Genomic DNA, 22,165 nt, shown 5'->3' with positions numbered 1-22,165 from the left:
AAGATTTATGTGTAGCCAAGAATTTTATGTCTTGGCTTATTTTATTTATTCATTTACAGTAGCAAAACAACTGTATTTACATATATAATAAAAATAGATTGCATTCAACATCATCGTAACATTGATAAACATGGATATTAAAATTATACAGTTATAATATTTTATAAATTTTACAATACATACTATAATAGAACTACTGTAATTCTGAACTATTCAGTGACACTAAACAATCCCCCTTGCTACTTTCATTACTATTTTATAGCGGGGGCTTATTATATGTATAAACAATCTGAGCCATCCGAAAAATGATGAATTCGAATATTGCAGTAAAAAGCGTTATTTAGGAGGTGTTACTATGACGCATATACTGGTGATTGAAGACAACCCAGATATACAAGAACTTATTCGTGAATTTCTAATGGCACAAAACTTTACTGTTGATGTAGTTGGTGCTGGAACAGAAGGCATTCTTCTTTTCCAAAAAAATTCATACGATCTTGTCCTCCTCGATGTAATGTTACCAGATATAGATGGCTATAGTATTTGTAAAATTATGCGAGGACAATCTGATGTACCAATCATTATGTTAACAGGCTTACATAATGAAGAAAGTGAAATTAAAGGATTTGAGTTAGGTATTGATGACTATATTACAAAACCGTTCCATTACACCGTATTTATAAAACGTGTAGAAGCTGTATTAAGAAGGGCAGCAACAAAGGAAGCAGAAGCAGAAGCTGCAACTATACTACAATTCCATGAATTGATGTTAAATTCTACAGCATATGCCGCTTATGTTCATGGTAATCAAATTGAATTGACTACAAAAGAATTTGAAATTATATATACTTTACTGCAAAATCGGGGAAAAGTATTATCAAGAAGTGATTTGTTGAATAAGGTATGGGGCTATGAACATTATGGTGATGTGAGGGTTATAGATACACATATTAAAAACTTACGAAAAAAATTAGAAATTCCTTATATTAAAACGGTGAAAGGCATTGGCTACAAAATCGAGTCGTAGCAAAGACAACATCACCAAAAATATATTCATCAAAACCTTATTATTTTGTATTCTGTTATCACTTTGTCTTTATCAAATTATTTATTTTCTAGCCTCAAATTACGATAAAGATCGTTTGAAAGCTTCTGGAACGCAAACTGCGGAACAAGCGGAATCAGACAAACAAAACGACCAAAGTAAAACAAAGCAAAATAAAGCTGTGTCAGAGAGTAGCATCTCTAATTTTCAATCTTCTCAAATAGACATGAAAACACTCTCTACAGCCATCAATCATCTTTTGCAGCCTAGCCAAACTGCAAAAGCAAAAGAACATGCACAAAATATTCCGGGGAAAAGTAACACAACGTCTTCACTTACAAAAGCGGAAAAGCAAGTTACTAACAATGATGCCTTACATACACAAAATGCAGCAAGTAAAGCAAATGATACACATGATAATCCAAAGTTAACAGCTGTTTTGCAGCAGTTAGCTCCACATATTGGGGCGACAATGCTTGCATTATCTCTGCTTGGATCTTTAATCTATGCAAAAATAATCGCCAAACCTTTCCGATATATGAGCGATGCTTTAAAAGATATTATGAATCTTGATTTCTCAGATAAAAAGCTACTTAACAAAAATACAGATCAAACAGATTTTAATTTGCAAGTAGCTGCCTCACAAGTACCTACTATTGTGAAAAATTTACATGAAAGCAATCAAGATTTAAGAAATGAACTCAAGAAGGAACAACAGTTAGAACAATCTCGTAAAGAATTTATGTCTATGATATCCCATGAATTAAAAACACCAATCGCAGCCGTTATGGGACAACTCGATGGCATGATTCACGGAATTGGCACTTATAAAGATAGAGATAAATATTTAAAACGTTCATATGAGATGATGCAAGATATTAACATATTAACGGAAAAAGTGTCAGAATTATCCAAAATACAAAACCCTCAATTTAAACCAAATTTAAAAGTTATCTCATTAACTAATATTATTGAGGACGTTATAAAGAAAGTAGATTATTTTGTATCTGTAAAACAATTAAATGTTCAATCTAACATTAAACAAGATGTACAAATTTTAGCTGATCCTAAATTTATGCAAACTGCTATTTTTAACATTATTTCAAATGCAATTCATTATACAATTGACCATCAGCATGTATATATAAAACTTTATGAAAAGCCAAACGGTTACGCATTAGAAGTATTAAATACAGGTTCTCAAATTGACGAAGATAAACTTGCCCATTTATTTGAACCATTCTATCGCGCAAATCCTGACAAACATGGCTTAGTACAAGGTAGTGGTCTTGGGTTATATATTGTAAAACAAATATTAGATAAACATCAGTTTCCTTATGGAATACAAAACACACCTCAAGGTGTAAAATGCTCCATTGTATTCCCAAAAGCAATGTAAAACCTACTCTAATTTCATACCCCAAATTCATACTTCGTATGAATGGCGGAATTTTGTAGAGTATCTTACTCTGTTTCGTTCGCCCGTTATCCTTATTTGGATAGCGGGCGTTTTTTATTATTTAAAAGGAGGATTTTTATGGAGAAGTTTAAGTATTCACTACTCGTTTTACTCGGTGCTTGTAGCTACGGCGTACTTTCAACTATTTTTAAACTCGGATTCATCGACGGATTTTCATCACACCAACTACTAGGAGGACAATATGTCTTCGGATGGATTGGACTACTTTTACTCGTTCTTTTCTTTTCACGTCATAAAGTATCAAAAAAACAATTCTTTTCGTTACTAACAGTCGGCACAACAATGAGTATGACAGGTATTTTCTATGCTATTTCTGTAGAAGAACTGCCAGCCTCTATCGCTGTCGTTTTACTCTTTCAGTTCACTTGGATTGGTGTAGTCATCGAAGCGATTGCCAACCGAACATTCCCAAGCCGTGAGAAATTTATATCTATTATTATTTTATTTACTGGTACATTGTTTGCTGGTGGAGTATTTGAAGGTCTTGGACAAAACTTTTCTACGAAAGGTATTATTTTCGGACTATTAGCTGCCGTCTCTTTCTCATTCTATGTATTTGTAAGCGGGCGCGTTGCTACAGATGTTCCGCCTTATACGAAAAGCTTTCTTATGACAACGAGTGCTACTCTTATTGTATGCTTATTTTTCCCGCCTACCTTTTTAACGGACGGCGCTTTACAAGCAGGCCTATGGAAATATGCTTTCTTCCTTGGACTGTTCGGGGTTATTATACCTGTCATTTGTTTTTCAATTGGGGTACCAAAAGTCGGAACGGGACTTGGTACAATATTAGGTGCAGCTGAATTACCAACAGCAATTATCGCTTCTATTACACTTGTTCATGAAGTTGTATCGCCAATGCAGTGGATTGGGATTGTGGTTATATTACTCGGTATTTTCACACCACAACTACTTACTGCTAGGAAAGAAAAAAAACATAATCGTGTTCATAGTGCGTGACAACATCAACTTGTATATAAATGTGAATAAAGTTACGATATGTTAAACTTTATTACTACCTTCAAAATAACATATGATATTGCGGCTATTATTCTCGTAATCCTTGCTGTGCTTTTCTTTTTGAAAGATAAGAAAGAGGGTTATACAGCATAACAAAAGACCTTTCATTTATTTGAAAGGTCTTTTCCTTATATTTCACTTTACTGCTCCATATAACTTCTCTACCTCATGTTCAATTTGTTTTACATCGATTCGCTCAAATAATGGCTGTACATTATCAATTCGGTTTGGCAACGTATTTTGAGGTTCCCAATTTACTTTAACACTCGATAATGTATTTCTAACTCTTTCACTTGAAAACGGTAAAAATGGTTCAAGCAGTTGTGCAAAGTTTGCTATTAGGTAAACACAATTATAAATTGTTTCCTCACATGAAACTGGGTCGTCTTCTCTTTGTTTCCAAGGCTGCTTTTCATCAAAGTACTTATTTGCAAAGCGTACTGCATCAAATATTGTTTCTAGTGCCACCTTAAATTTAGTTTGTTCAATCGCCTCTCCTACACTTTTATATAATCCTTCTACTTTATCTTTCAGCTCTACATCAATACTTCCCTTCGGTACAGTACCACCATAATATTTTTCAATAAACTTTAATGTCCGGTTCACAAAGTTCCCGTATGCACCTAACAATTCACTATTATGACTGTAAATGAATTCACGCCATGAAAAATCAGTATCACGATTTTCTGGTGCGTTAACTGTTAAAAAGTAACGAATAGAATCTGGATTATAGCGTTCTAATATGTCAGGCACCCATACTGCCCAGTTTTTACTTGTAGATAATTTTCTTTTTTCAACTGTTAAATATTCATTCGAAACGATATGACGCGGGATTGCTTCTTCTCCTATTCCAAGTAATACCGCTGGCCAAATGATTGAATGAAACGGAATATTATCCTTTCCGTGCACATAATATGTTTTCGCTTCTTTATCCCAAAACTCTTGATCATCTTTCCCTGTTTCTTCAGTCCAGCGTTTACTCGCCGAATAATATCCTGTCACTGCTTCAATCCATACGTAAATTTTCTTATCTTCATATCCTGCCACTGGAATTGGTACCCCAATTGGTAAATCACGTGACACTGCCCTATCTTGTAATCCTTCCTTTAAATATCTCTCTGTTAATTGAATTGCATTGTCGCGCCATGTTCCTTTCTGCTTTGCAATTTCTACGACCTCTTTAATTTGCTGCTGAAATTTATGCAATGCAAAATAGAAATGCTCTGTTTCCTGTACTGATGGCGTACTACCACATAACTTACATTTCTTTTCTAACAAATCGAGTGGATCTAAAATAGCGGAACAAGCATCGCATTGATCGCCCCTTGCTGCTTCATGACAATGCGGACAAATACCTTCTACATATCGATCCGGTAAAAATTGCGTACACGTTTCGCAATAAGCTTGTTCAACTACTTTTTTATAAATATAACCTTCTTCTAATAGTCGCAAAAAGACTTTTTGAACAGTTTCATGATGATGCTCACTATCTGTACGTGTATAGCAATCATAAGTAAAACCAAGGCTACGAAAACATCGCTCAAACTCTTCGTGATACTTATCAGCAATTTCTTTCACCATCACACCGTCTTGCTTTGCTCTAATTGTAATCGGTGTTCCATTACAATCACTTCCTGAAACATACAACACATGCTCACCTTTTGCCCTGTAATAACGTGCTAAAATATCTCCTGGTAACAAACTAGCAATGTGTCCAAGGTGTAACGAACCATTTGCATACGGCCAAGCGCCTCCAATAAAAATACTCATCTTATATTCCTCCTTTAAAATATAAAAAGCCCCGCCCTTATCTTAAAAAAGATAAGGGCGGGGCTTTATAAACAGTCGCGGTACCACCTTATTTCGTCAGTCATTCGCATAACTAACCTTAACAAGTACGGAGCTATATGCTCTTATACTGTGGTTTTGATAACGAGTACCAACTCTCGTCGCCGCCTACTATTATCATTTGATAAGTTCAGGACGAAGCTCAAAGGCCATTGTTCAAATGAATATTCTTGCTTCTTCTCAGCTACCGAAGCTCTCTGGAAAGAATGGTTCCATTCTACTTTTCCTTTTCAACGCTTTTATGTATAAAACGTATTTTACGACTTAACAACAGAAAAATCAAACTTTTATTCAAAAAAACAGGAAATCCTACTCATTCACCGAATAACTATACGTTCACAAAAGGAGTGATAAAATTGAATCAAAAACAACTAAGTACTATTAATGAAAAAAGCTGGAACGCAGCTGCTTATGAAGCTTGGACAAATCGTCACGGGGCGCCAGGAGATTATGCGAAAAAGCTCATGGAAGATCCCGTGCGCGAGGTAGATCATTATTTACCTTACATACAATCTCCAAAAGGAAAACGTATTATTAATTTACTCGGATCAAAAGGCAATAAAGCAGTTGCTCTTGCTCTTTTAGGAGCCGATGTAACAGTTGTAGACATTTCAGCAAGTAATGAAAAATACGCAACCGAACTAGCCGAAGCTGCTGGTGTCTCTATTCAATATATCATTTCCGATGTACTAGATTTAAATCTATCCCAATCATTTGATATCGTGTTACTGGAGCTTGGCGTGCTCCATTACCTTTTAGACTTAAAGCCACTCTTTCATATGATCTCTCACTTACTAAAACAAGATGGGACCTTTATACTACGTGACTATCATCCCGTTTATACAAAATTATTAGGAGTAGATCATCCATCATTTCGAGCAAATGGAAATTATTTCGACGAGGAACTTATTGAAGATGACGTAGCTTATAGTACTCTCCTTACGGGATCACAGAAATACGCTTTACCGAGAACAAAAATTAGGCGCTGGACACTAGGAGAAATAATTACATCAATGGCAGAAACAAATTTCAAGGTTGAAAAATTGATTGAAGAACACGGATCTCATCAAAGGTGGGTTTTCCCTTCTACTGCACCAGAGGGAATTGAAGAACGTATACCAGGTCTATACACATTAATTGCGACAACATGCAAAAAAGGATCCCTTCACGGATAGGATCCTTTTTTTGCATGCTTACGCATATAAGTTGAGGTTGGAGATTACCATAATTCTGTAGAATAGGACACAAGATATTTCAACATTCGTCTCTGACTTACGTCGTCAAAAAGGGGTATGACCAACATAACGAAGAGTAATGTTTAGTTGATAGTGATAATCGTTATCAACTAATTAGAAGTATACAGGATGTTATTTCAAATTACAATACCATTTCTGATTTTTATTTATGAATTTTTTGATATACAAATGTATACATTTTAAGAACATTTACTCACATTAATCTGCCATATTCCATTATCTGCTATAATTTTCATTGAACAGATTAATAACTTCTTAATTATGTTTTTATTAGTTTCGTTCTCAATATTTATAAATTATAATAAATAGTTTTTAAAAAAGGTAGGGGTAACAATGAAATATGTTAGCATTCGAAAAAAACTACTGTTCACACTCTTAAGCATTTCTTCCTTATTTAGCATTGCTCTTATTGTTATTCTTTCATTCGCGATGAATCAAGCAAGTGAAATCGAAACATTAAAGAATGATGTATCGAAAAGAGCAACGATTTTAAAAGAACGTGGCGATTGGTTCCAAGCGCAGGTCGCTGGTTTACAAGAATATTTACTATCACATGACCAAAAAGAATTGGATAAATTCAACCGGGAAGGAAAAAAACTAGCTGATACTAGGGAGAAAGTAACAAGTGATAAAAAACTCCCAGAAGGAATGAAAGAGGCCATTTTAATGGGAGCAAAATGGCGCAGCGTCGTAGATAATGAAGTCCTCCCTCTTGCACGGGAAGGAAAATGGGATGAAGCATCCAAAATTGCTCTTGCTCAAACAGATTATGTAAATGATCTTTTAAGTCGTTTTACTAAATATGCAAATGAAGAAAATGACAAACGGGACGTATTAATTGCTGACGTAGAGTCTTCTTCATCCCTTATTCAATATATTATTTTCTTCTCACTCATTACATGTACATTAACGTCTATTCTATTGGCATGGTGGTTCTCTGGTAAACTCGTTAAACCGATTCGACAAATTGATGCGAAGTTAAAAGAATTAGCTTCTCAAGATGGCGATTTAACCGCTAGATTACACGTAACGAGTAAAGATGAAATTGGTGACATCGCAAATTCCTTTAATCAAATGCTTGCTAACTTACAGCGTATAATAAAGCAAGTTCAACAAACATCAACAAGTGTAAAAGAAGCTTCTGAAAATGTGTTTATCGAAACAACTGCTTCTATGGAAAATACCGCAAAAACTAAAGAGACTATGAATGCTCTTGAGCACAATATTCGTTCACAAGTTTCTAGCATTGAAGAAAGTTCAACCGCAATGGATGATATGGCAACGAGTGTTCAGCGCATTGCACAAGCTGCCTCTTCTGCCGCTAGCCTAGCTGTTACAACTTCTGAAAAAGCAGATGATGGAAATAAAGTCATTGAAAAATCTATTACACAAATGCATACAATTAACGAAGCTGTTAACGCTACATCACAAGTGGTAGAGCGACTCATTACACATACGAATCATATTGATACTGCACTTCAATCTATTTCTAATATTGCCGAGCAGACGAATTTGCTCGCTTTAAATGCTTCTATTGAAGCGGCCCGTGCTGGTGAACACGGAAAAGGATTCGCTGTTGTTGCCGATGAAGTACGAAAACTTGCTGAACAATCTCAGCTAGCAGCAAATGACATTAATCATTTACTTCATCAAATTCAAGCGGACACAAAAATAACAAATGACATGATGACACAAGGTCAGTCAGAAGCTTCTGAAGGAATTACAGTCATTCGTACCGCTGGATCTTCATTCTCAGAAATTGTTAATCACATTAACAATTTCTCTACACAAATACAAGAAATGTCTGCAACTGCTGAAGAAATGGCCGCAAGTTCTGAAGAAATGAATGCAGCTTTAAATAATATCGCTTCTATTTCAAATGAAGTTGCTGCCGAAACATCGAAAACAGCAACTTCAGCTGGTGACCAAGTAAACAAAATGAGTGTCGTTGCTAAAAAATCATCAGAAATGAAAACAATTGTGCAAGAACTTGAAGTGCTCGTTTCTCATTTCAAAACAAATAGTTAAAATGAAAATTTCATTTATACTTCTACGAACTCTAAATTGTTAGAAAGAGCGATTTAGAGTCTCTCTTTTTTCACGCTAAAATATCTCTTTCTATCTCCCATTCTGTCTGCTATAATTCCTAAAGGAAAGAAGAAAGCTTTATTCCAGATGGAGTAAAGCTTTCTTTCAATTTTTTACATTAATTAATTAATTAATTCTAATACTAAGATTTTACAAGGAGGATTTTTATCATATGAATTTTATTAGCATTCGAAAAAAACTAATGTTCATGATGGGAATGATTTGCGCTTTATTCGGCATCGCCTTAGCTTTTATTTTATTCTTTACCATGGATCAGTCTCATAAAGCTGAAACATTACAAAAAGAAATTTCTCCTCTTGCAACAGAATTGAAAGAGCGCGGAGACGCTTATCAAGTACAACTTTCTGCTTTAAGAGGTTATTTACTACAACATGATCAAGTCGAATTAGACAAGTTTAATGAGATGAGTAAACGTCTTGAAGATACAAAAGGGCAACTTCTTTCTAACCCTAACACTTCTCAGTCCGTGAAAAGCACAATGGAATTAGGATCCACTTGGAGAAAGTTCATTGAAGAGAAAGTATTCACTCTTGCAAAAGAACAAAAATGGGAAGAAGCTTTACAAGTAGCTTCTACAGAGAATGGCACTGTTTATAAAGTAATCGGTGATTTCACAAATTACAGTAATGAACAAGCTAAATTACGTGAACAATCTATTGAAAAAATCGATCAATCTTCACTACGAATTGAATATGTTGTCTTCTTATCACTTGTTATTTGTATTGTAACTGCAATTATTCTTGCATGGTGGTTCTCTGGTAAGCTTGTAAAACCAATTCAACAAATTGATACTAAACTAAAAGAATTAGCCTCTCAAGAAGGCGACTTAACAGCCCGTCTACAAGTAAATAGCAATGATGAAATCGGTGCAATTGCATCATCGTTTAATAAAATGTTAGAAAACCTGCAACATATCATTAATCGTGTTCAAAAAACATCTGTAGAAGTACAAACAGCTTCTGAAAATATGCTAGAAAAGACTAATACATCACGCGAGGCAACAATAAGAGTTCAAAGCTCGATGTCCAACTTAAATTCAAGTATTCAATCGCAAACTTCTAGTATGGAAGAAAGCTCGACTGCGATGGATGATATGGCAATAAGTGTTCAGCGTATCGCTGAATCTGCTTCATCTGTAGCCGAACTTGCTGTAGCTACATCTGAACACGCTAACGACGGAAGTACTGTTATCCAAAAATCTGTTTCACAAATGACAACGATACATGAAGCTGTAATTGCTACATCAGAAGTAGTCGAACGTCTAATCACTCATACAAAATATATTGATACAGCTGTACAATCTATTTCTAATATCGCTGAACAAACAAATCTACTTGCTTTAAATGCTTCTATTGAAGCGGCTCGTGCTGGTGAACAAGGAAAAGGATTTGCTGTCGTAGCTGATGAAGTTCGTAAACTTGCGGAACAATCAAAAACAGCGGCAAAAGATATTAACCAATTGCTTCATCAAATTCAAAATGATACGGAAACTGCTAGCTCTATGATGTCTAAAGGTCGTTCTGAAGCATTTGAAGGCATTACTGTCGTTCGTGAGGCTGGTACTTCTTTCACAACAATTGTTGAACAAGTAAATAAAGTATCAACTCAAATGCAAGACATATCAGCAACTGCTGAAGAAATGGCTGCAAGCGCTGAAGAAATGAACGCTTCACTTAATAACATCGCTTCTATTTCAAATGAAGTATCTAGTGAAACAGCCGCAACGGCACAATCTGCTGAACAGAAAGTCATCGTGATGAATGAAATGACTCTCACTGCAAAACAAATGAAACAAACAGTTGAAGAATTAGATCAGCTTGTATCTCATTTTAAAACTGAATAGCTTTTCAAAAAAATATTCCTCTCTCAGAGAGGAATATTTTTTTGAGCTCATTTCCTGCACTTATCCCGCATATCCGTTATAATGAGAACCGATATCATTAATATTTAGGGGGTGCTACACATGTCACAACAAGCATTTGAAGAAAAGTTATATGCAAACTTAGAAGCTGTTATTGACCCTGAGCTAGGTGTTGATATTATCAATCTTGGATTAGTTTATGACGTTACAGCGGATGAAAATAATAATGCTGTCATTACAATGACGATGACTTCTATCGGTTGTCCAATGGCTGGCCAAATCGTATCAGACGTTAAAAAAGTATTATCAACGAACGTACCTGAAGTAAATGAAATAGAAGTAAACGTTGTATGGAATCCGCCATGGACAAAAGAACGTATGTCACGTATGGCAAAAATTGCATTAGGTATTCGTGATTAAATAAGGAAAAGACCTGACAATCCAGTCAGGTCTTTTTTCTCTTATTATTTTACTCCTACAGCGTCATAAGCTTTCGTTACAGCTTGTACCTCTTTAGAGTTTTTACCGAATAAATCTTCTGCTGATTGAAGTGCAGCTTGGCGCATCATTTTGAAATCAGAGTTTGCAGTTAAATATTTTGTAAGAGCACGATAGTAAATTTTTTCTGTTGCTTCACGGCCCACTCCAGTTACTTTCACATTGTAATGCGTGCCGCCCTCAGACACTAAATACGCCGCCTTATTGTTAATACTACTGTTAATATGAACGCCGCCATTATCAGCTGTTCCAGTATAACGTTTATTATAGTGATCCGGGTAACCTTCACCTGGTTTTAATGGGTTTGGAATAGATGCTGGATCCTTCAGAGAACGAAGTGCATCACCAGGTTTACCAGGTGTATAAATATCAGCTCCTAAATCCCAGCTTTTCTTCTCAACCATGACGCCCATAATATCAGATAACGATTCATTTAACGCTCCTGATTCATTTTTATATACAAGGTTTGCTGTATGTTCAGTTACAGCATGCGTTAATTCGTGGCCAATAACATCTAGGCCAGCTGATAATGGAATAAATGTCTTACCATCTCCATCACCATACATCATTTGTACACCGTTCCACGCTGCGTTATTCCAAGATTCACCTACGTGAACAGCAGAAATAAGTTTTGCACCTTTATCATCGAAAGAGTTACGGTTAAATGTCTTTTTATAATAATCATATACTTTTCCTGCATTCACATGCGCATCAACTGCCGCTTTATCTTCGAAGAACTTAGATTTACTTCCAATTTCTTCTCCTGTATATCCAAGAATTTGTGAGAATAAATTAAACCAGTCTTCGTTCATATTCTCTGCATCAAATGTATGGACACCTTGTCCTCGTGTACCATCAAATAAGTTGAACGCTCCTGTTTTCGTATCTTGAGCAATTTCAAATGATTGTCTAGCACCTAATACTCCGTAACCAAATCCAGTAATGTTATCTACAGCATTATATTTCTCAATAACATTTCCATTTGTTGCATCAACAAAGTAATGCCAATATCCTGGAGCTGGTTTTGAAACCGACGCTTTTACAAGATATGCAAGATAGTATTGACCATCTTTTTCATACACATATAAATCTTTTTTCACGCCATCATAATTCTTTACTTTACCAATTTCTTTCTCAATATTAGCTTTTGCAATCGTTTCTGCTTGTTCCGCACTAATACTTGCAGATGTAGGAATATTTTTATCATCTAAACTCGGAATAACTTGTCCGAAAAATGCTTTTACATTGTTCTCTTTATCAAGCGTAACTGTTTGATCTGAACCATACACAGGAATGTTATTATGCTTCTCAACTAACTTCACATGTGTTGTACCAGACTCAGCATCTTTTTCTTCACCAACGATATTGAAATGTTTGTCAATATTTCCCGCTAGTTTAAACATATCCTTTTTACTCTCTAAATATTGAAAGACCGTCTCTTTTTTATCTAATCCTTCCGGCGCTTTCCATTCTTCCCCTATGTAAGCTGGCGTTTTAAACTCTTGGTGATACTGGATTTTTTGCTCTTCTGCTTTCGTCGTAGTTGCTCCAAATGCCCCAAACCCACTTGCGATAACAGTTAATGCTAATGCTGATGAAATTACTTGCTTTTTCAATCTAACACTCCCCATTTCCCTAAAAGTTTTTAACACCTTTATAAATATTCTGAATAATCTTTCTAATACCTGCTCTCAAAAATTGAGAAAGTTTTTTCTGATAATTAAACTCACCAAAAAGAGGACATCGAAAAACGATGTCCTCTTTCCTATAACTTTTCATTCCGCTATTTATATGCTGGAAAGCCACCACTGATTAAAGCCTCACTTTATTGTATTTTCATTTCAATTGCTAAATAGTGAGACTTCTCTTTCGCTTGAATGCGAATATCTTCTTCTACAGCCTCCGCTGCATCACGCATTACAAGTGTTTCACCGTTTACAACGCTGCTACCTTCAATTTGTACAAGGTACAATTGACGTCCTTCTTTAACAGGAAAATGAATTTCTTTACCAGCTTCTAATGATAAAGAATATAAATTTGCCTCTTGGTGAATATGAATTGGTGCATCTCCATCAGAAGGAGATACCATATGGAACCACTCATTTTCACGTTTACTCCAATCAAATTTAAACTCACCATAGTTTGGTTTATGACCGTCGCGGTCTGGTAAAATCCAAATTTGCAATAAACGTAATGTTTCACTTCCTAAGTTATGCTCACTGTGAAATACACCAGTACCTGCACTCATATATTGAACATGCCCACGCTCAATTGTCCCGCGGTTCCCCATACTATCTTCATGTGTTAATTCACCAGCTATAACGTAAGAGATAATCTCCATATCACGGTGCGGATGCATATCAAAACCAGTTTGTGGCGCTATTAAATCATCATTCATAACACGTACTGCTCCAAAATTCATGTTGTTTGGATTATAATAATTTGCAAAGGAAAAATGAAAATGTGTATTTAACCAACCGTGATTTGCTCTTCCCATATTTTTATGATCAACTTTTCTAAACATATCATTCACCTCATATTATCTCGAAATCGAGATAATTATTTTTAATTTTATCACTGCAACTTCTTCAGTAATTCTAATAATTGTTTTTGTTCTTCTCTATTTAACTTATCAAATTGCTCTGCTTGAAATGTTTCTTGCGGCGGGACTATTTCTTCATATAGAACCTTTCCCTTTTCTGTTAATGAAATATATTTCGTGGTACCTTCTTGTTCACGCTGAATCCAATCTAGTTGCTCCATCTTATTTAAAAGTTGAGTAACATTTCCTTTCGTAACAAACAACTTATTTCCAAGTTCTTGCTGCGTTAAACGATCGTTTCCTCCAATTTGAACTAATACATCAAACTGAGCGGCAGATACATTCCACTTTTTCAAATGCTGATTCGTCTCACGAATACTTCTATTATAAAAGCGTGATAAACGAAACCATAATAGTACTCCAGGTCTTTCCCCTGCTTTCATTCCATCACCTCGCTCATTTGATACTATTAGTTTAGAACTAAACTTATTAAAGGTCAACTACTTATTTTTAATTAGCAATAAATAAAAGCACAGTGATTTTCCTCCACTATGCTTCAGATTAAATTTCTATTTTTATATTCATCTAGCTTCCTCTCCGCGAAATGCCTCGCATCTTTCTCGATCCATCTTTCTTCGTATAGTTCATTTCCAACATATAGTACATCGTCCTTATGCTGCATCGCATGCCTGAATTCATGCAATAGCGTTTTGAGCACTTGCTCATACTCTTCCCACATACAAACGAAAATTAATTGTTTTTCTTTATGATAAAAACCACCTACTGGGAATAAAAACTCCTCTTCTTCTTCTCCTAATGATAAAAGTACATGATTCGCATCACACGTATCACAAAAAATAACTGGCGTTGCACTTACTTCAATAAGAGAAAACAAATCATTTCTTAACTTTTTGACATCCCAAGGAAGCTCCGAATCCAACACATACCAATTCTCAACTTGTTGATATACATTTTGAAACTGGAGTTCCATTTCTCAATAATCCCCTTCCTAAACTCCCTTTTCCTATATATATGCCACAAAATGGTAAATATTAAACATACACTTTCATCCTTTAAAAAATGACAATAAAAAAGAATCTATGTCAGCATAGATTCTTTTTTCCGTAATCACTTTTTTTTCATCATTTTTTTTAATATAAAATAACCAATTGCACAAACAATAGCAGCAAGTGCAAAGTATTTCACATATGGACCAGCTACTTTATTAATACTTTCCCACTCTGTTCCTAATTTAAAACCTAAATATACAAATACAATTGACCATGGAATAACAGCTAGTGTAGTTAGCGTAATAAACTTAGCATGTGACATTTTCGCAATACCCGCTGGTATCGAAATAGCATGACGCACAACAGGAATAAAACGCGCTGTAAAAATAACACCAGTTCCGTAACGATTAAACCACGCTTCAGCATAATCAATATGTTTCTTCTGAATCAAAATATATTTTCCATATCGCTCAAGAACAGGTCTTCCTCCGTATCGACCGATCCAATAAATGAATAGTTGTGCGATTACACCACCAATTGTACCGAACGCGACAGCCCCCCAAAATGTAATGCTTCCTGTTGATACTAAATAACCTGCATAAGATAATACGATTTCACTTGGGATAACCTCTAGCATTAATCCCAGCATAATTCCCCAATAACCAAGTCCTTCTAGAAAAACTAAAACTGAATGAATCAACTCTCCTAACATCATTTACCTCTCTTTACTGTTTTCATTGCAAAAAATAAAAGTACAAGCAGTAAATATCTTGTACTTTTATTTTTTTAAAATTTATCTAGTCTTCGTATCCCACTTAAAGATTTTATTTAAAAATTTATATACATTCTTTGACTCTTTCGTCAGAAGTGGACCTAAGATCGATAGTATAAGCACGTATAGTGCTGAGAATGGTTTCAGTACTGACATTAAACCACCGGCGATGCCGATATTAGCCATAATGATGGAGAATTCTCCTCTTGAAACGATTGTTAATCCAATATTTGTTGATGCTTTATGAGATAATCCAGCTTGTCTTCCTGCAATCATCCCTGCAACAAAGTTTCCGACGATTGTAAGAAGGACAGCACCTAACGTTAACCATATCGCCCCACCTAATGAAAACGGATCGATACTTAATCCGAAACTGAAGAAGAAAATAGCTCCGAAGAAGTCTCTAAATGGAACAACAAGATGTTCAATTCGATCACTATGCTCTGTCTCAGAGAAAACTAACCCTAAAAGAAGTGCCCCGATTGCTTCTGCAACGTGAATTGTTTCTGAGAAACCTGCAATAAAGAACAACGAAGCAAATACTACAATAATAAAGATTTCATCAGAACTAATATTGAGCAATCTATTTAATAACGGCGTTGCTTTTCTAGCCACAATAAAGAATAGAAGCATATATCCTAAAGCAATTCCAATTGAAGTAAGGGCACCTAAGAAGGAAGCGTGATCCCCAAGAACTAAGCCAGAAACTACTGATAAATATACAGCAAGGAATATATCTTCAAACATAATAATTCCTAAAATTAATTCGGTTTCATTATTACCAGTTCTTCTTAAATCAACTAATACCTTTGCGACAATAGCACTAGAAGAAATCGTAATAATACCCGCAATAATTAAGATTTCGAGTAACGGGAATCCCATTATAAATCCGTATAATAATCCTAGTGAAAAGTTAATCAAAATATAGATTGTTCCGCCAATCGCGATAGAACGTCCAGATTTAATTAGTTTTTTCATCGAAAACTCTAATCCCAGATAGAAAAGAAGGAACAGAACACCAATCCTTCCAAGGAAGGATATCACACTTGCACTTTCAATAAATTTGAGATCGATAACACCTATTGTCGGCGCGTGCGGCCCTACTAACATGCCAAGAACAATTAGAAAAGGAATTACTGAGAATTTAAACTTTCCAGCGATTACCGCCGCAATTGCTACTAAAACTAAAGCTGTACCAACTTCAAAAATTAAAGTATCCATCTAGTCAGTCCCCCTATTCGAAAGTAATTCATTAATAATCTTTTTAATTTCTTCTCTCTCACCAGAAACTACAAGCATATCTCCTTCTTCAATCACCGTGTCTGGACCTGGATTAAATAGCTTTTTCATATTCTTTTTCATAACTGCAATTATCGTTACGCTATATGTTTTTCTTATTTCAAGATCACCAATTGTTTTTCCGATTGCTGGAGCTGCATTCTCCACTTTGAACCACTCAATTGCTAAACCTTCAAAGACCATCTCAACATTTTCTAATGCCCTAGGCTTATATACCATCCCACCTAATATTGCTGCAATTTGTCTCGCCTCTGAGTCACGTAATGAAATACTTGAGATGCTTTCTTCATGATCTGAATCAAAATGATACATTTCTCTACGCCCATCATCATGAATGACAATCACCATCTTTTCGTTACCTTTCGTAACGATTTGAAATTTATAACCAATACCCGGAAGTTCACTTTCTCTAATATTCATATTTAGCTCCTCCATAACTTCTTTATTTTAATTTTCTGTTTTTCTGTCTTTTGTTCATCCAATCAATTTTAGAAATTCTAACCATTCAGGATACCTATGACTTGGAAATCTTTTATTGTAATAATAAGTGGCTCCTAAAAAGATACTTAAAGATGTAATGATAAAAAATAAATTACTTCTTATTTTCAAACTCTTAAGACTTACTTTCAATAAAGATTCTTCTTTCAAATTATCCCCTCTTTTTCGCTTTAAATTTAGTTTTTTAAAATGTAAATAATTCTAAAAATATTACGATGTAACATAATCATAACACAAAATGCATTTAAGTAACATGATTTTTTAGAAAAATTGATTCTGGTATATTTTTTGCATATAATTTTCTTATTACGAAAAAAAGGAAGTGTATTATATGGTTGATATCTTTAGCAGATTCCTTGAGGTAACGAATAATATTTTATGGTCATATATTCTTATTGCAATGTTAATCGGCTTCGGTCTTTATTTCTCTTTCAAATTAAAATTTGTCCAAATTACTCATTTCCGTGAGATGGTCAGTTTAATTAGTAAAGGATTTAATCGAAAAGAAAAAAAGAAAGATAGCATCTCTCCATTCCAAGCATTTTGCTTAAGTGCAGCAGCACGTATTGGTATCGGGAACTTAGCTGGTGTAGCATTAGCCATTTCAATGGGTGGACCTGGCGCAATATTTTGGATGTGGTTTATCGCTATCCTTGGAGCAGCTACTAGTTTTGTAGAATGTACGCTCGCGCAAATTTATAAAGTAAAAGATGGAAGCAGATTCCGTGGTGGACCAGCGTATTACATGGAAAAAGGGTTAAACAAACGCTGGATGGGTGTTTGGTTTTCACTTCTTATTACAGTTGCGTACGGATTAATTTTCAATTCTGTACAAGCAAACACGGTAACAATAGCATTTGAAAATGCTTTTGGACTAGAGCGAACGATCGTAGGAGCTCTATTAGCTTTATTAGTTGCAGTTATTATTTTTGGTGGTATCAAGAGCATTTCACGTATTACAGAAATGATTGTTCCTCCAATGGCAATCATTTATATCGGCGTAGCTGTTTTTGTCGTAATTAACAACTTCACTATGTTACCAAGCATTTTTACAGAAATATTTAACAGCGCATTTGGTTTAGACCAAGCTATCGCTGGTGGTATTGGAGCAGCAATCAAATTCGGAATTCAGCGCGGTTTATTCGCGACAGAAGCAGGTATGGGTAGCTCTCCTAATGCAGCAGCAACATCAGATGTATCTCACCCTGTAAAACAAGGACTTGTTCAAGCATTAGGTGTTTTCGTAGATACATTCTTAGTATGTACATCAACAGCGTTTATCGTATTATGTTCTGGACTTTACAAAGGATCGAATTTAGAAGGTATTGAATTAACACAACAAGCATTAAGTTCACAAATTGGACCGTGGGCAAGCACTTTCTTAGCGATTATTATTTTCCTATTCGCTTTCAGTTCTTTACTAGGAAACTACTATTATGGTGAAACAAATATCGCATTCATTAAAGAAAGCAAAACATGGTTACTGATTTATCGTGTTGCAGTTGTCGGAATGGTGTTCTTCGGATCTATCGCTGCCCTTCAAACAGTTTGGAGTTTAGCTGATTTCTTTATGGGACTAATGGTATTCACAAACTTAATTGCCATCTCATTCCTTAGCAAGTTCGCCTACGCAGCATTAGTAGACTATATTAAACAAAAGAAACAAGGAAAAGATCCTGTCTTCGTTGCAAGTTCTATCCCTGGCTTAAAAAATACAGAGTGTTGGGATGGGCAAGATTTAGAAGAGAAGAAACAAGTTGGATAACAACTAAAAGCAGAAGAGGCTCGCAGGAAAAAGCGAAGCCACCGAATATTCTAGCCGCTGGAGCTATATAATAAAAAATCCCTATTACTTCATAGTAATAGGGATTTTTTATTTACAACCGTTCATAATTTGTTCAAATTAATTCCAGAAAAAGGGTTGATTTATACAAATCACTAGATTATAATAATTATAAATTAGTAATTTGTATAAAATAATAACTCAAGAGGAGATTGATCATAATGAATACACAAGTAATCGAAGCATTAAACAAACAAGTAGCAAACTGGAGCGTTTTATTTACAAAACTACACAATTTCCATTGGTACGTAAAAGGACCTCAATTCTTCACACTACATGAAAAATTTGAAGAGCTTTACACAGAATCAGCTACTCACATCGATGAAATCGCAGAACGCATTTTAGCAATTGGCGGCAAACCAGTAGCAACAATGAAAGAATACTTAGAACTATCTTCTATTCAAGAAGCAGCTTACGGAGAAACTGCAGAAGGGATGGTCGAAGCAATCATGAAAGACTACGAAATGATGCTAACTGAATTGAAAAAAGGCATGGAAATCGCTCAAAACTCTGATGACGAAATGACATCTGACCTACTACTAGGCATCTACACAGAACTAGAAAAACACGCTTGGATGCTACGTGCATTCTTGAATCAATAATAGATTAAAAGCGGAAGCGGCTCGTTCAGAGTCGCTTTTTTTCTATGGGGTTGTCATGCATATCAGTACATGAAATTTATATCAGCGATTTTCCAATTATATCGGCGATTCCATTAAATATATCAGCGATTTTCCAATTATATCGACTTACCGACAAATCACGACAATATTAGCCCCCCTCTCCTCTACTTTTATCAATATATTACAATCCCTTTTATGTTAAAATATAGGTAACACCCTTTAGTAAAATAGATCCAAAAAAGCTTTTCCATATTCATCATTTACTACTTAAATGGCGGGAGTGGTTCAGTTGAAAGACTACTTAATTAGAGCATTTTTTGCGTTAATAACAGTTGGGATTCTCTTACTTATAGCTAATATTTTCAATATACGTGTCGAGGTTAAAGACTATGCTTTCCTCGTTGTTGTAGCAATTGGTGGCGGCTGGGGTGGCTGGTACCTGTATAAAAAACAAAGTAATCAAAATGATAAAGGCATTCCGAAATAATATGGAATGCCTTTTTTCTCTAATACATAATTAAGCTTAAACCACTAATAAAAGCAGTCCCCAAAAACATCATACAACCCATATTCTATGGTAAATAAAAAGAATTCATTTTGAATATAGAAATAGTCCAAAATCTTGCATAACAGAGGTATGCCCCATTTGCCGCAACATTGTGGCTATATTCCCACGGTGATATGCTCCGTGGGTGACGACGTGTAGTATTGTTTCGGAAACCGTCGTATCCAGGAGCCCAGCATACGGATTATCAACCTCAAACACTTTTTCATAATCTTGTTGACTACTTAAAAGTTCTTTATATCGTTTAGATAATTCATAAAAACTAGTTTCCATTTCCTCAATATTTTTTGTTTCTAGCTGTTCTTTCAATTGGTCTGTGTGTACCATTGCATCACTCATACTTTTACCAGAAATAATCTCAAGCCAGGCTAAATCTGTGAGGTATATGTGAGACATTACTTTTGCCACCGAAGAAAAACCACTCTTAACTTCCTTATGGAAAATGTCTTGCGGTAGTTCTTTTAAGCGATTTAAAATAACTTCATTTGCCCATAAGTGGTAGTTATACATTTTTAATACAGAACGCCCCATGCTCATTTCTCCTCCAATTTTCATTTTAATGATTAGATTATGATACATAGCTGATTAAAAATTCCCAAAGGATTACATCTATAAAATTTATTCTGATTTCGATTAAAAAAACCTCAATTAACTTCATAAAAACATTCGCTATTTTCCACAATCTGACCCTTTAACGGAACAATTCTATATCACTCAATAATTTCTTACTCACCTTTTATTCAGATGTTCTTTTTTAAATCAGCAAAACATACCTCCATCTGCTTCCCCTCTTGGAACGATTTCACATCTCACTATCAATATATTTAACCAAATTAAAAACACATGTCTTTTTGCGATAAAAAGACATGTGTTTCCAAAATCCACTATAAAAATGTACTATGATAACTGCTTCCACTTAGTTCCCAAAACAGGACGCTCATAATTTTGTATTTCATGAATTAGTTTATCTGCCGTCTCAGCTGAAACGATCAACTCTTTATTTGATGGATTCATAAATCCTTCTTCTGCTGCACGTTCAACCATTTGCAAAATTGGCCCATAAAAGCCTTTTATGTTCAATAAACCAACCGGCTTATTATGTATACCAATTTGTGACCAACATACTACTTCAAATAGCTCTTCAAACGTTCCGTATCCGCCTGGTAATGCAATAAAAGCATCCGCAAGCTCTGCCATTTTCGCTTTGCGCTCGTGCATCGTTTCTACTTCAATTAATTCTGTAAGCCCTGTATGAACAATTTCTCCTCGGAATAGACCGCGTGGCATAACACCTGTTACACGTCCGCCTAAGCGAAGAACTTCGTTTGCTACTTCTCCCATTAATCCAACGCATGAACCGCCGTATACAAGCTCATAATCGTTCTCAACAAACATTTTCCCTAACGCTATTGCCTGCTCTTTAAATTCTGGTCTTCCCCCTAAATTTGAACCTGCAAACACACAAATCTTTCTCATTCCTACACCCCGAAACTATATATTGTTATGATACAATGAGTATTGTACAACATATTGAAGGGATGAGGAAGAAATGGATATCGTCGCATTTCAAAGATGGGTGGAGGAATTTTACGAAAAACGAAGCTGGTCACAGTACAACTCCTTTATTCGCTTAAATTTCTTAACTGAGGAAGTTGGGGAAGTTTCACGCGTTGTTCGCGCAATTGAAATCGGTCGTGATCGCCCTGATGAACAAACGAAAACACAAGAAGAGCTAAAACAAGAACTAAAAGAAGAACTTGGTGATGTACTATCTAATCTTATTGTCCTTTCACAAAAATATGATTTGGATTTACAAGACATTATGGAAACACACGTCACAAAGCTTTCAAAAAGATTCGAAACATCTAAATGAGAACATTATCAATTGTGATATAA

At 35.2% G+C, this 22,165-nt stretch carries 21 protein-coding genes and 1 other annotated feature; of the genes, 11 read left to right on the top strand and 10 right to left on the bottom strand.

What is annotated here, in order from left to right; translation table 11 throughout:
- The first annotated feature begins 355 nt into the window (after positions 1-355).
- The 3 genes from AC1DKZ_RS17390 (at position 356) to AC1DKZ_RS17380 (ending at position 3,485) form a co-directional block, all read left to right on the top strand.
- Positions 356-1,027 (top strand): response regulator transcription factor, encoded by a 672-nt coding sequence (locus AC1DKZ_RS17390; RefSeq protein ID WP_215567742.1) that lies wholly within the window; start codon positions 356-358, stop codon positions 1,025-1,027.
- Positions 1,005-2,444, top strand: a complete 1,440-nt coding sequence (locus tag AC1DKZ_RS17385; protein WP_476996738.1) for a sensor histidine kinase — start codon at positions 1,005-1,007, stop codon at positions 2,442-2,444. The genes AC1DKZ_RS17390 and AC1DKZ_RS17385 overlap by 23 nt, the downstream gene beginning before the upstream one ends.
- A gap of 138 nt (positions 2,445-2,582) precedes the next feature.
- Complete coding sequence (locus tag AC1DKZ_RS17380) at positions 2,583-3,485, top strand: EamA family transporter (RefSeq protein ID WP_367963774.1); 903 nt, start codon at positions 2,583-2,585, stop codon at positions 3,483-3,485.
- Positions 3,486-3,680: 195 nt separating this feature from the next.
- Here AC1DKZ_RS17380 and metG read toward each other — a convergent pair whose 3' ends face one another.
- Positions 3,681-5,315 carry a methionine--tRNA ligase gene (gene metG / locus AC1DKZ_RS17375; protein ID WP_215584205.1) on the bottom strand — a complete coding sequence of 545 codons (1,635 nt, stop codon included), beginning with the start codon at positions 5,313-5,315 and terminating at the stop codon, positions 3,681-3,683.
- Between the two features lie 50 nt (positions 5,316-5,365).
- Positions 5,366-5,636, bottom strand: a binding site (T-box leader).
- A gap of 113 nt (positions 5,637-5,749) precedes the next feature.
- Here metG and AC1DKZ_RS17370 point away from each other — a divergent pair.
- The 4 genes from AC1DKZ_RS17370 (at position 5,750) to AC1DKZ_RS17355 (ending at position 11,039) form a co-directional block, all read left to right on the top strand.
- Positions 5,750-6,568 carry a class I SAM-dependent methyltransferase gene (locus AC1DKZ_RS17370; protein WP_476996737.1) on the top strand — a complete coding sequence of 273 codons (819 nt, stop codon included), beginning with the start codon at positions 5,750-5,752 and terminating at the stop codon, positions 6,566-6,568.
- Positions 6,569-6,982: 414 nt separating this feature from the next.
- Positions 6,983-8,677, top strand: coding sequence for a methyl-accepting chemotaxis protein (locus AC1DKZ_RS17365; RefSeq protein ID WP_476996736.1), 1,695 nt, complete (start codon positions 6,983-6,985; stop codon positions 8,675-8,677).
- Positions 8,678-8,909: 232 nt separating this feature from the next.
- A complete protein-coding gene (locus AC1DKZ_RS17360; RefSeq protein WP_476996735.1) occupies positions 8,910-10,601 on the top strand; it encodes a methyl-accepting chemotaxis protein in 1,692 nt (563 codons plus the stop codon).
- 120 nt (positions 10,602-10,721) lie between these two features.
- The gene (locus AC1DKZ_RS17355) at positions 10,722-11,039 is read left to right on the top strand and encodes a metal-sulfur cluster assembly factor (protein ID WP_000082522.1); all 318 of its coding nucleotides are present in this window, start codon (positions 10,722-10,724) and stop codon (positions 11,037-11,039) included.
- Between the two features lie 44 nt (positions 11,040-11,083).
- Here AC1DKZ_RS17355 and AC1DKZ_RS17350 read toward each other — a convergent pair whose 3' ends face one another.
- The 7 genes from AC1DKZ_RS17350 to AC1DKZ_RS17320 all read right to left on the bottom strand — a co-directional run bounded on the left by AC1DKZ_RS17350 (position 11,084) and on the right by AC1DKZ_RS17320 (position 17,160).
- Positions 11,084-12,733 carry a M4 family metallopeptidase gene (locus AC1DKZ_RS17350; RefSeq protein ID WP_002129824.1) on the bottom strand — a complete coding sequence of 550 codons (1,650 nt, stop codon included), beginning with the start codon at positions 12,731-12,733 and terminating at the stop codon, positions 11,084-11,086.
- Positions 12,734-12,942: 209 nt separating this feature from the next.
- Complete coding sequence (locus AC1DKZ_RS17345) at positions 12,943-13,641, bottom strand: pirin family protein (RefSeq protein WP_476996734.1); 699 nt, start codon at positions 13,639-13,641, stop codon at positions 12,943-12,945.
- Between the two features lie 50 nt (positions 13,642-13,691).
- Positions 13,692-14,102 carry a MarR family winged helix-turn-helix transcriptional regulator gene (locus AC1DKZ_RS17340; RefSeq protein ID WP_476996733.1) on the bottom strand — a complete coding sequence of 137 codons (411 nt, stop codon included), beginning with the start codon at positions 14,100-14,102 and terminating at the stop codon, positions 13,692-13,694.
- Positions 14,103-14,215: 113 nt separating this feature from the next.
- Positions 14,216-14,650: a DUF3920 family protein gene (locus AC1DKZ_RS17335; protein ID WP_002015986.1), complete on the bottom strand. Its 435-nt coding sequence runs from the start codon at positions 14,648-14,650 to the stop codon at positions 14,216-14,218.
- Between the two features lie 137 nt (positions 14,651-14,787).
- Positions 14,788-15,381, bottom strand: a complete 594-nt coding sequence (gene uptA, locus AC1DKZ_RS17330; protein ID WP_002068116.1) for an undecaprenyl phosphate transporter UptA — start codon at positions 15,379-15,381, stop codon at positions 14,788-14,790.
- Between the two features lie 81 nt (positions 15,382-15,462).
- Positions 15,463-16,662, bottom strand: coding sequence for a cation:proton antiporter (locus AC1DKZ_RS17325; protein WP_000380227.1), 1,200 nt, complete (start codon positions 16,660-16,662; stop codon positions 15,463-15,465).
- Positions 16,663-17,160: a cation:proton antiporter regulatory subunit gene (locus AC1DKZ_RS17320; protein WP_001026068.1), complete on the bottom strand. Its 498-nt coding sequence runs from the start codon at positions 17,158-17,160 to the stop codon at positions 16,663-16,665.
- A gap of 409 nt (positions 17,161-17,569) precedes the next feature.
- Between AC1DKZ_RS17320 and AC1DKZ_RS17315 the strand changes: the two genes are divergently transcribed.
- From AC1DKZ_RS17315 to AC1DKZ_RS17305, 3 genes are all read left to right on the top strand, one after another.
- Positions 17,570-19,003, top strand: coding sequence for an alanine/glycine:cation symporter family protein (locus tag AC1DKZ_RS17315; protein ID WP_002184697.1), 1,434 nt, complete (start codon positions 17,570-17,572; stop codon positions 19,001-19,003).
- Positions 19,004-19,242: 239 nt separating this feature from the next.
- Complete coding sequence (locus AC1DKZ_RS17310; protein ID WP_002112747.1) at positions 19,243-19,683, top strand: Dps family protein; 441 nt, start codon at positions 19,243-19,245, stop codon at positions 19,681-19,683.
- A 310-nt stretch (positions 19,684-19,993) separates the two neighbouring features.
- Complete coding sequence (locus tag AC1DKZ_RS17305; protein WP_000656312.1) at positions 19,994-20,191, top strand: hypothetical protein; 198 nt, start codon at positions 19,994-19,996, stop codon at positions 20,189-20,191.
- Between the two features lie 105 nt (positions 20,192-20,296).
- Here the strand turns inward: AC1DKZ_RS17305 and AC1DKZ_RS17300 are convergent, their stop codons facing one another.
- Both AC1DKZ_RS17300 and AC1DKZ_RS17295 read right to left on the bottom strand, forming a co-directional pair.
- Positions 20,297-20,800, bottom strand: coding sequence for a DinB family protein (locus AC1DKZ_RS17300; RefSeq protein ID WP_000533787.1), 504 nt, complete (start codon positions 20,798-20,800; stop codon positions 20,297-20,299).
- A gap of 366 nt (positions 20,801-21,166) precedes the next feature.
- On the bottom strand, positions 21,167-21,745 hold the full coding sequence (locus tag AC1DKZ_RS17295) for an LOG family protein (RefSeq protein ID WP_476996732.1): 579 nt from the start codon (positions 21,743-21,745) through the stop codon (positions 21,167-21,169).
- 73 nt (positions 21,746-21,818) lie between these two features.
- On the opposite strand from AC1DKZ_RS17295, the gene AC1DKZ_RS17290 reads away from it, so the two are divergent.
- A complete protein-coding gene (locus AC1DKZ_RS17290; RefSeq protein WP_002089472.1) occupies positions 21,819-22,142 on the top strand; it encodes a MazG nucleotide pyrophosphohydrolase domain-containing protein in 324 nt (107 codons plus the stop codon).
- Positions 22,143-22,165: the final 23 nt, after the last annotated feature.

The sequence above is a fragment of the Bacillus sp. 05T21 genome, assembly GCF_056396785.1.
Note: the sequence above shows the minus strand (reverse complement) of the source record. Positions and strands in the feature narration are given on the sequence as shown.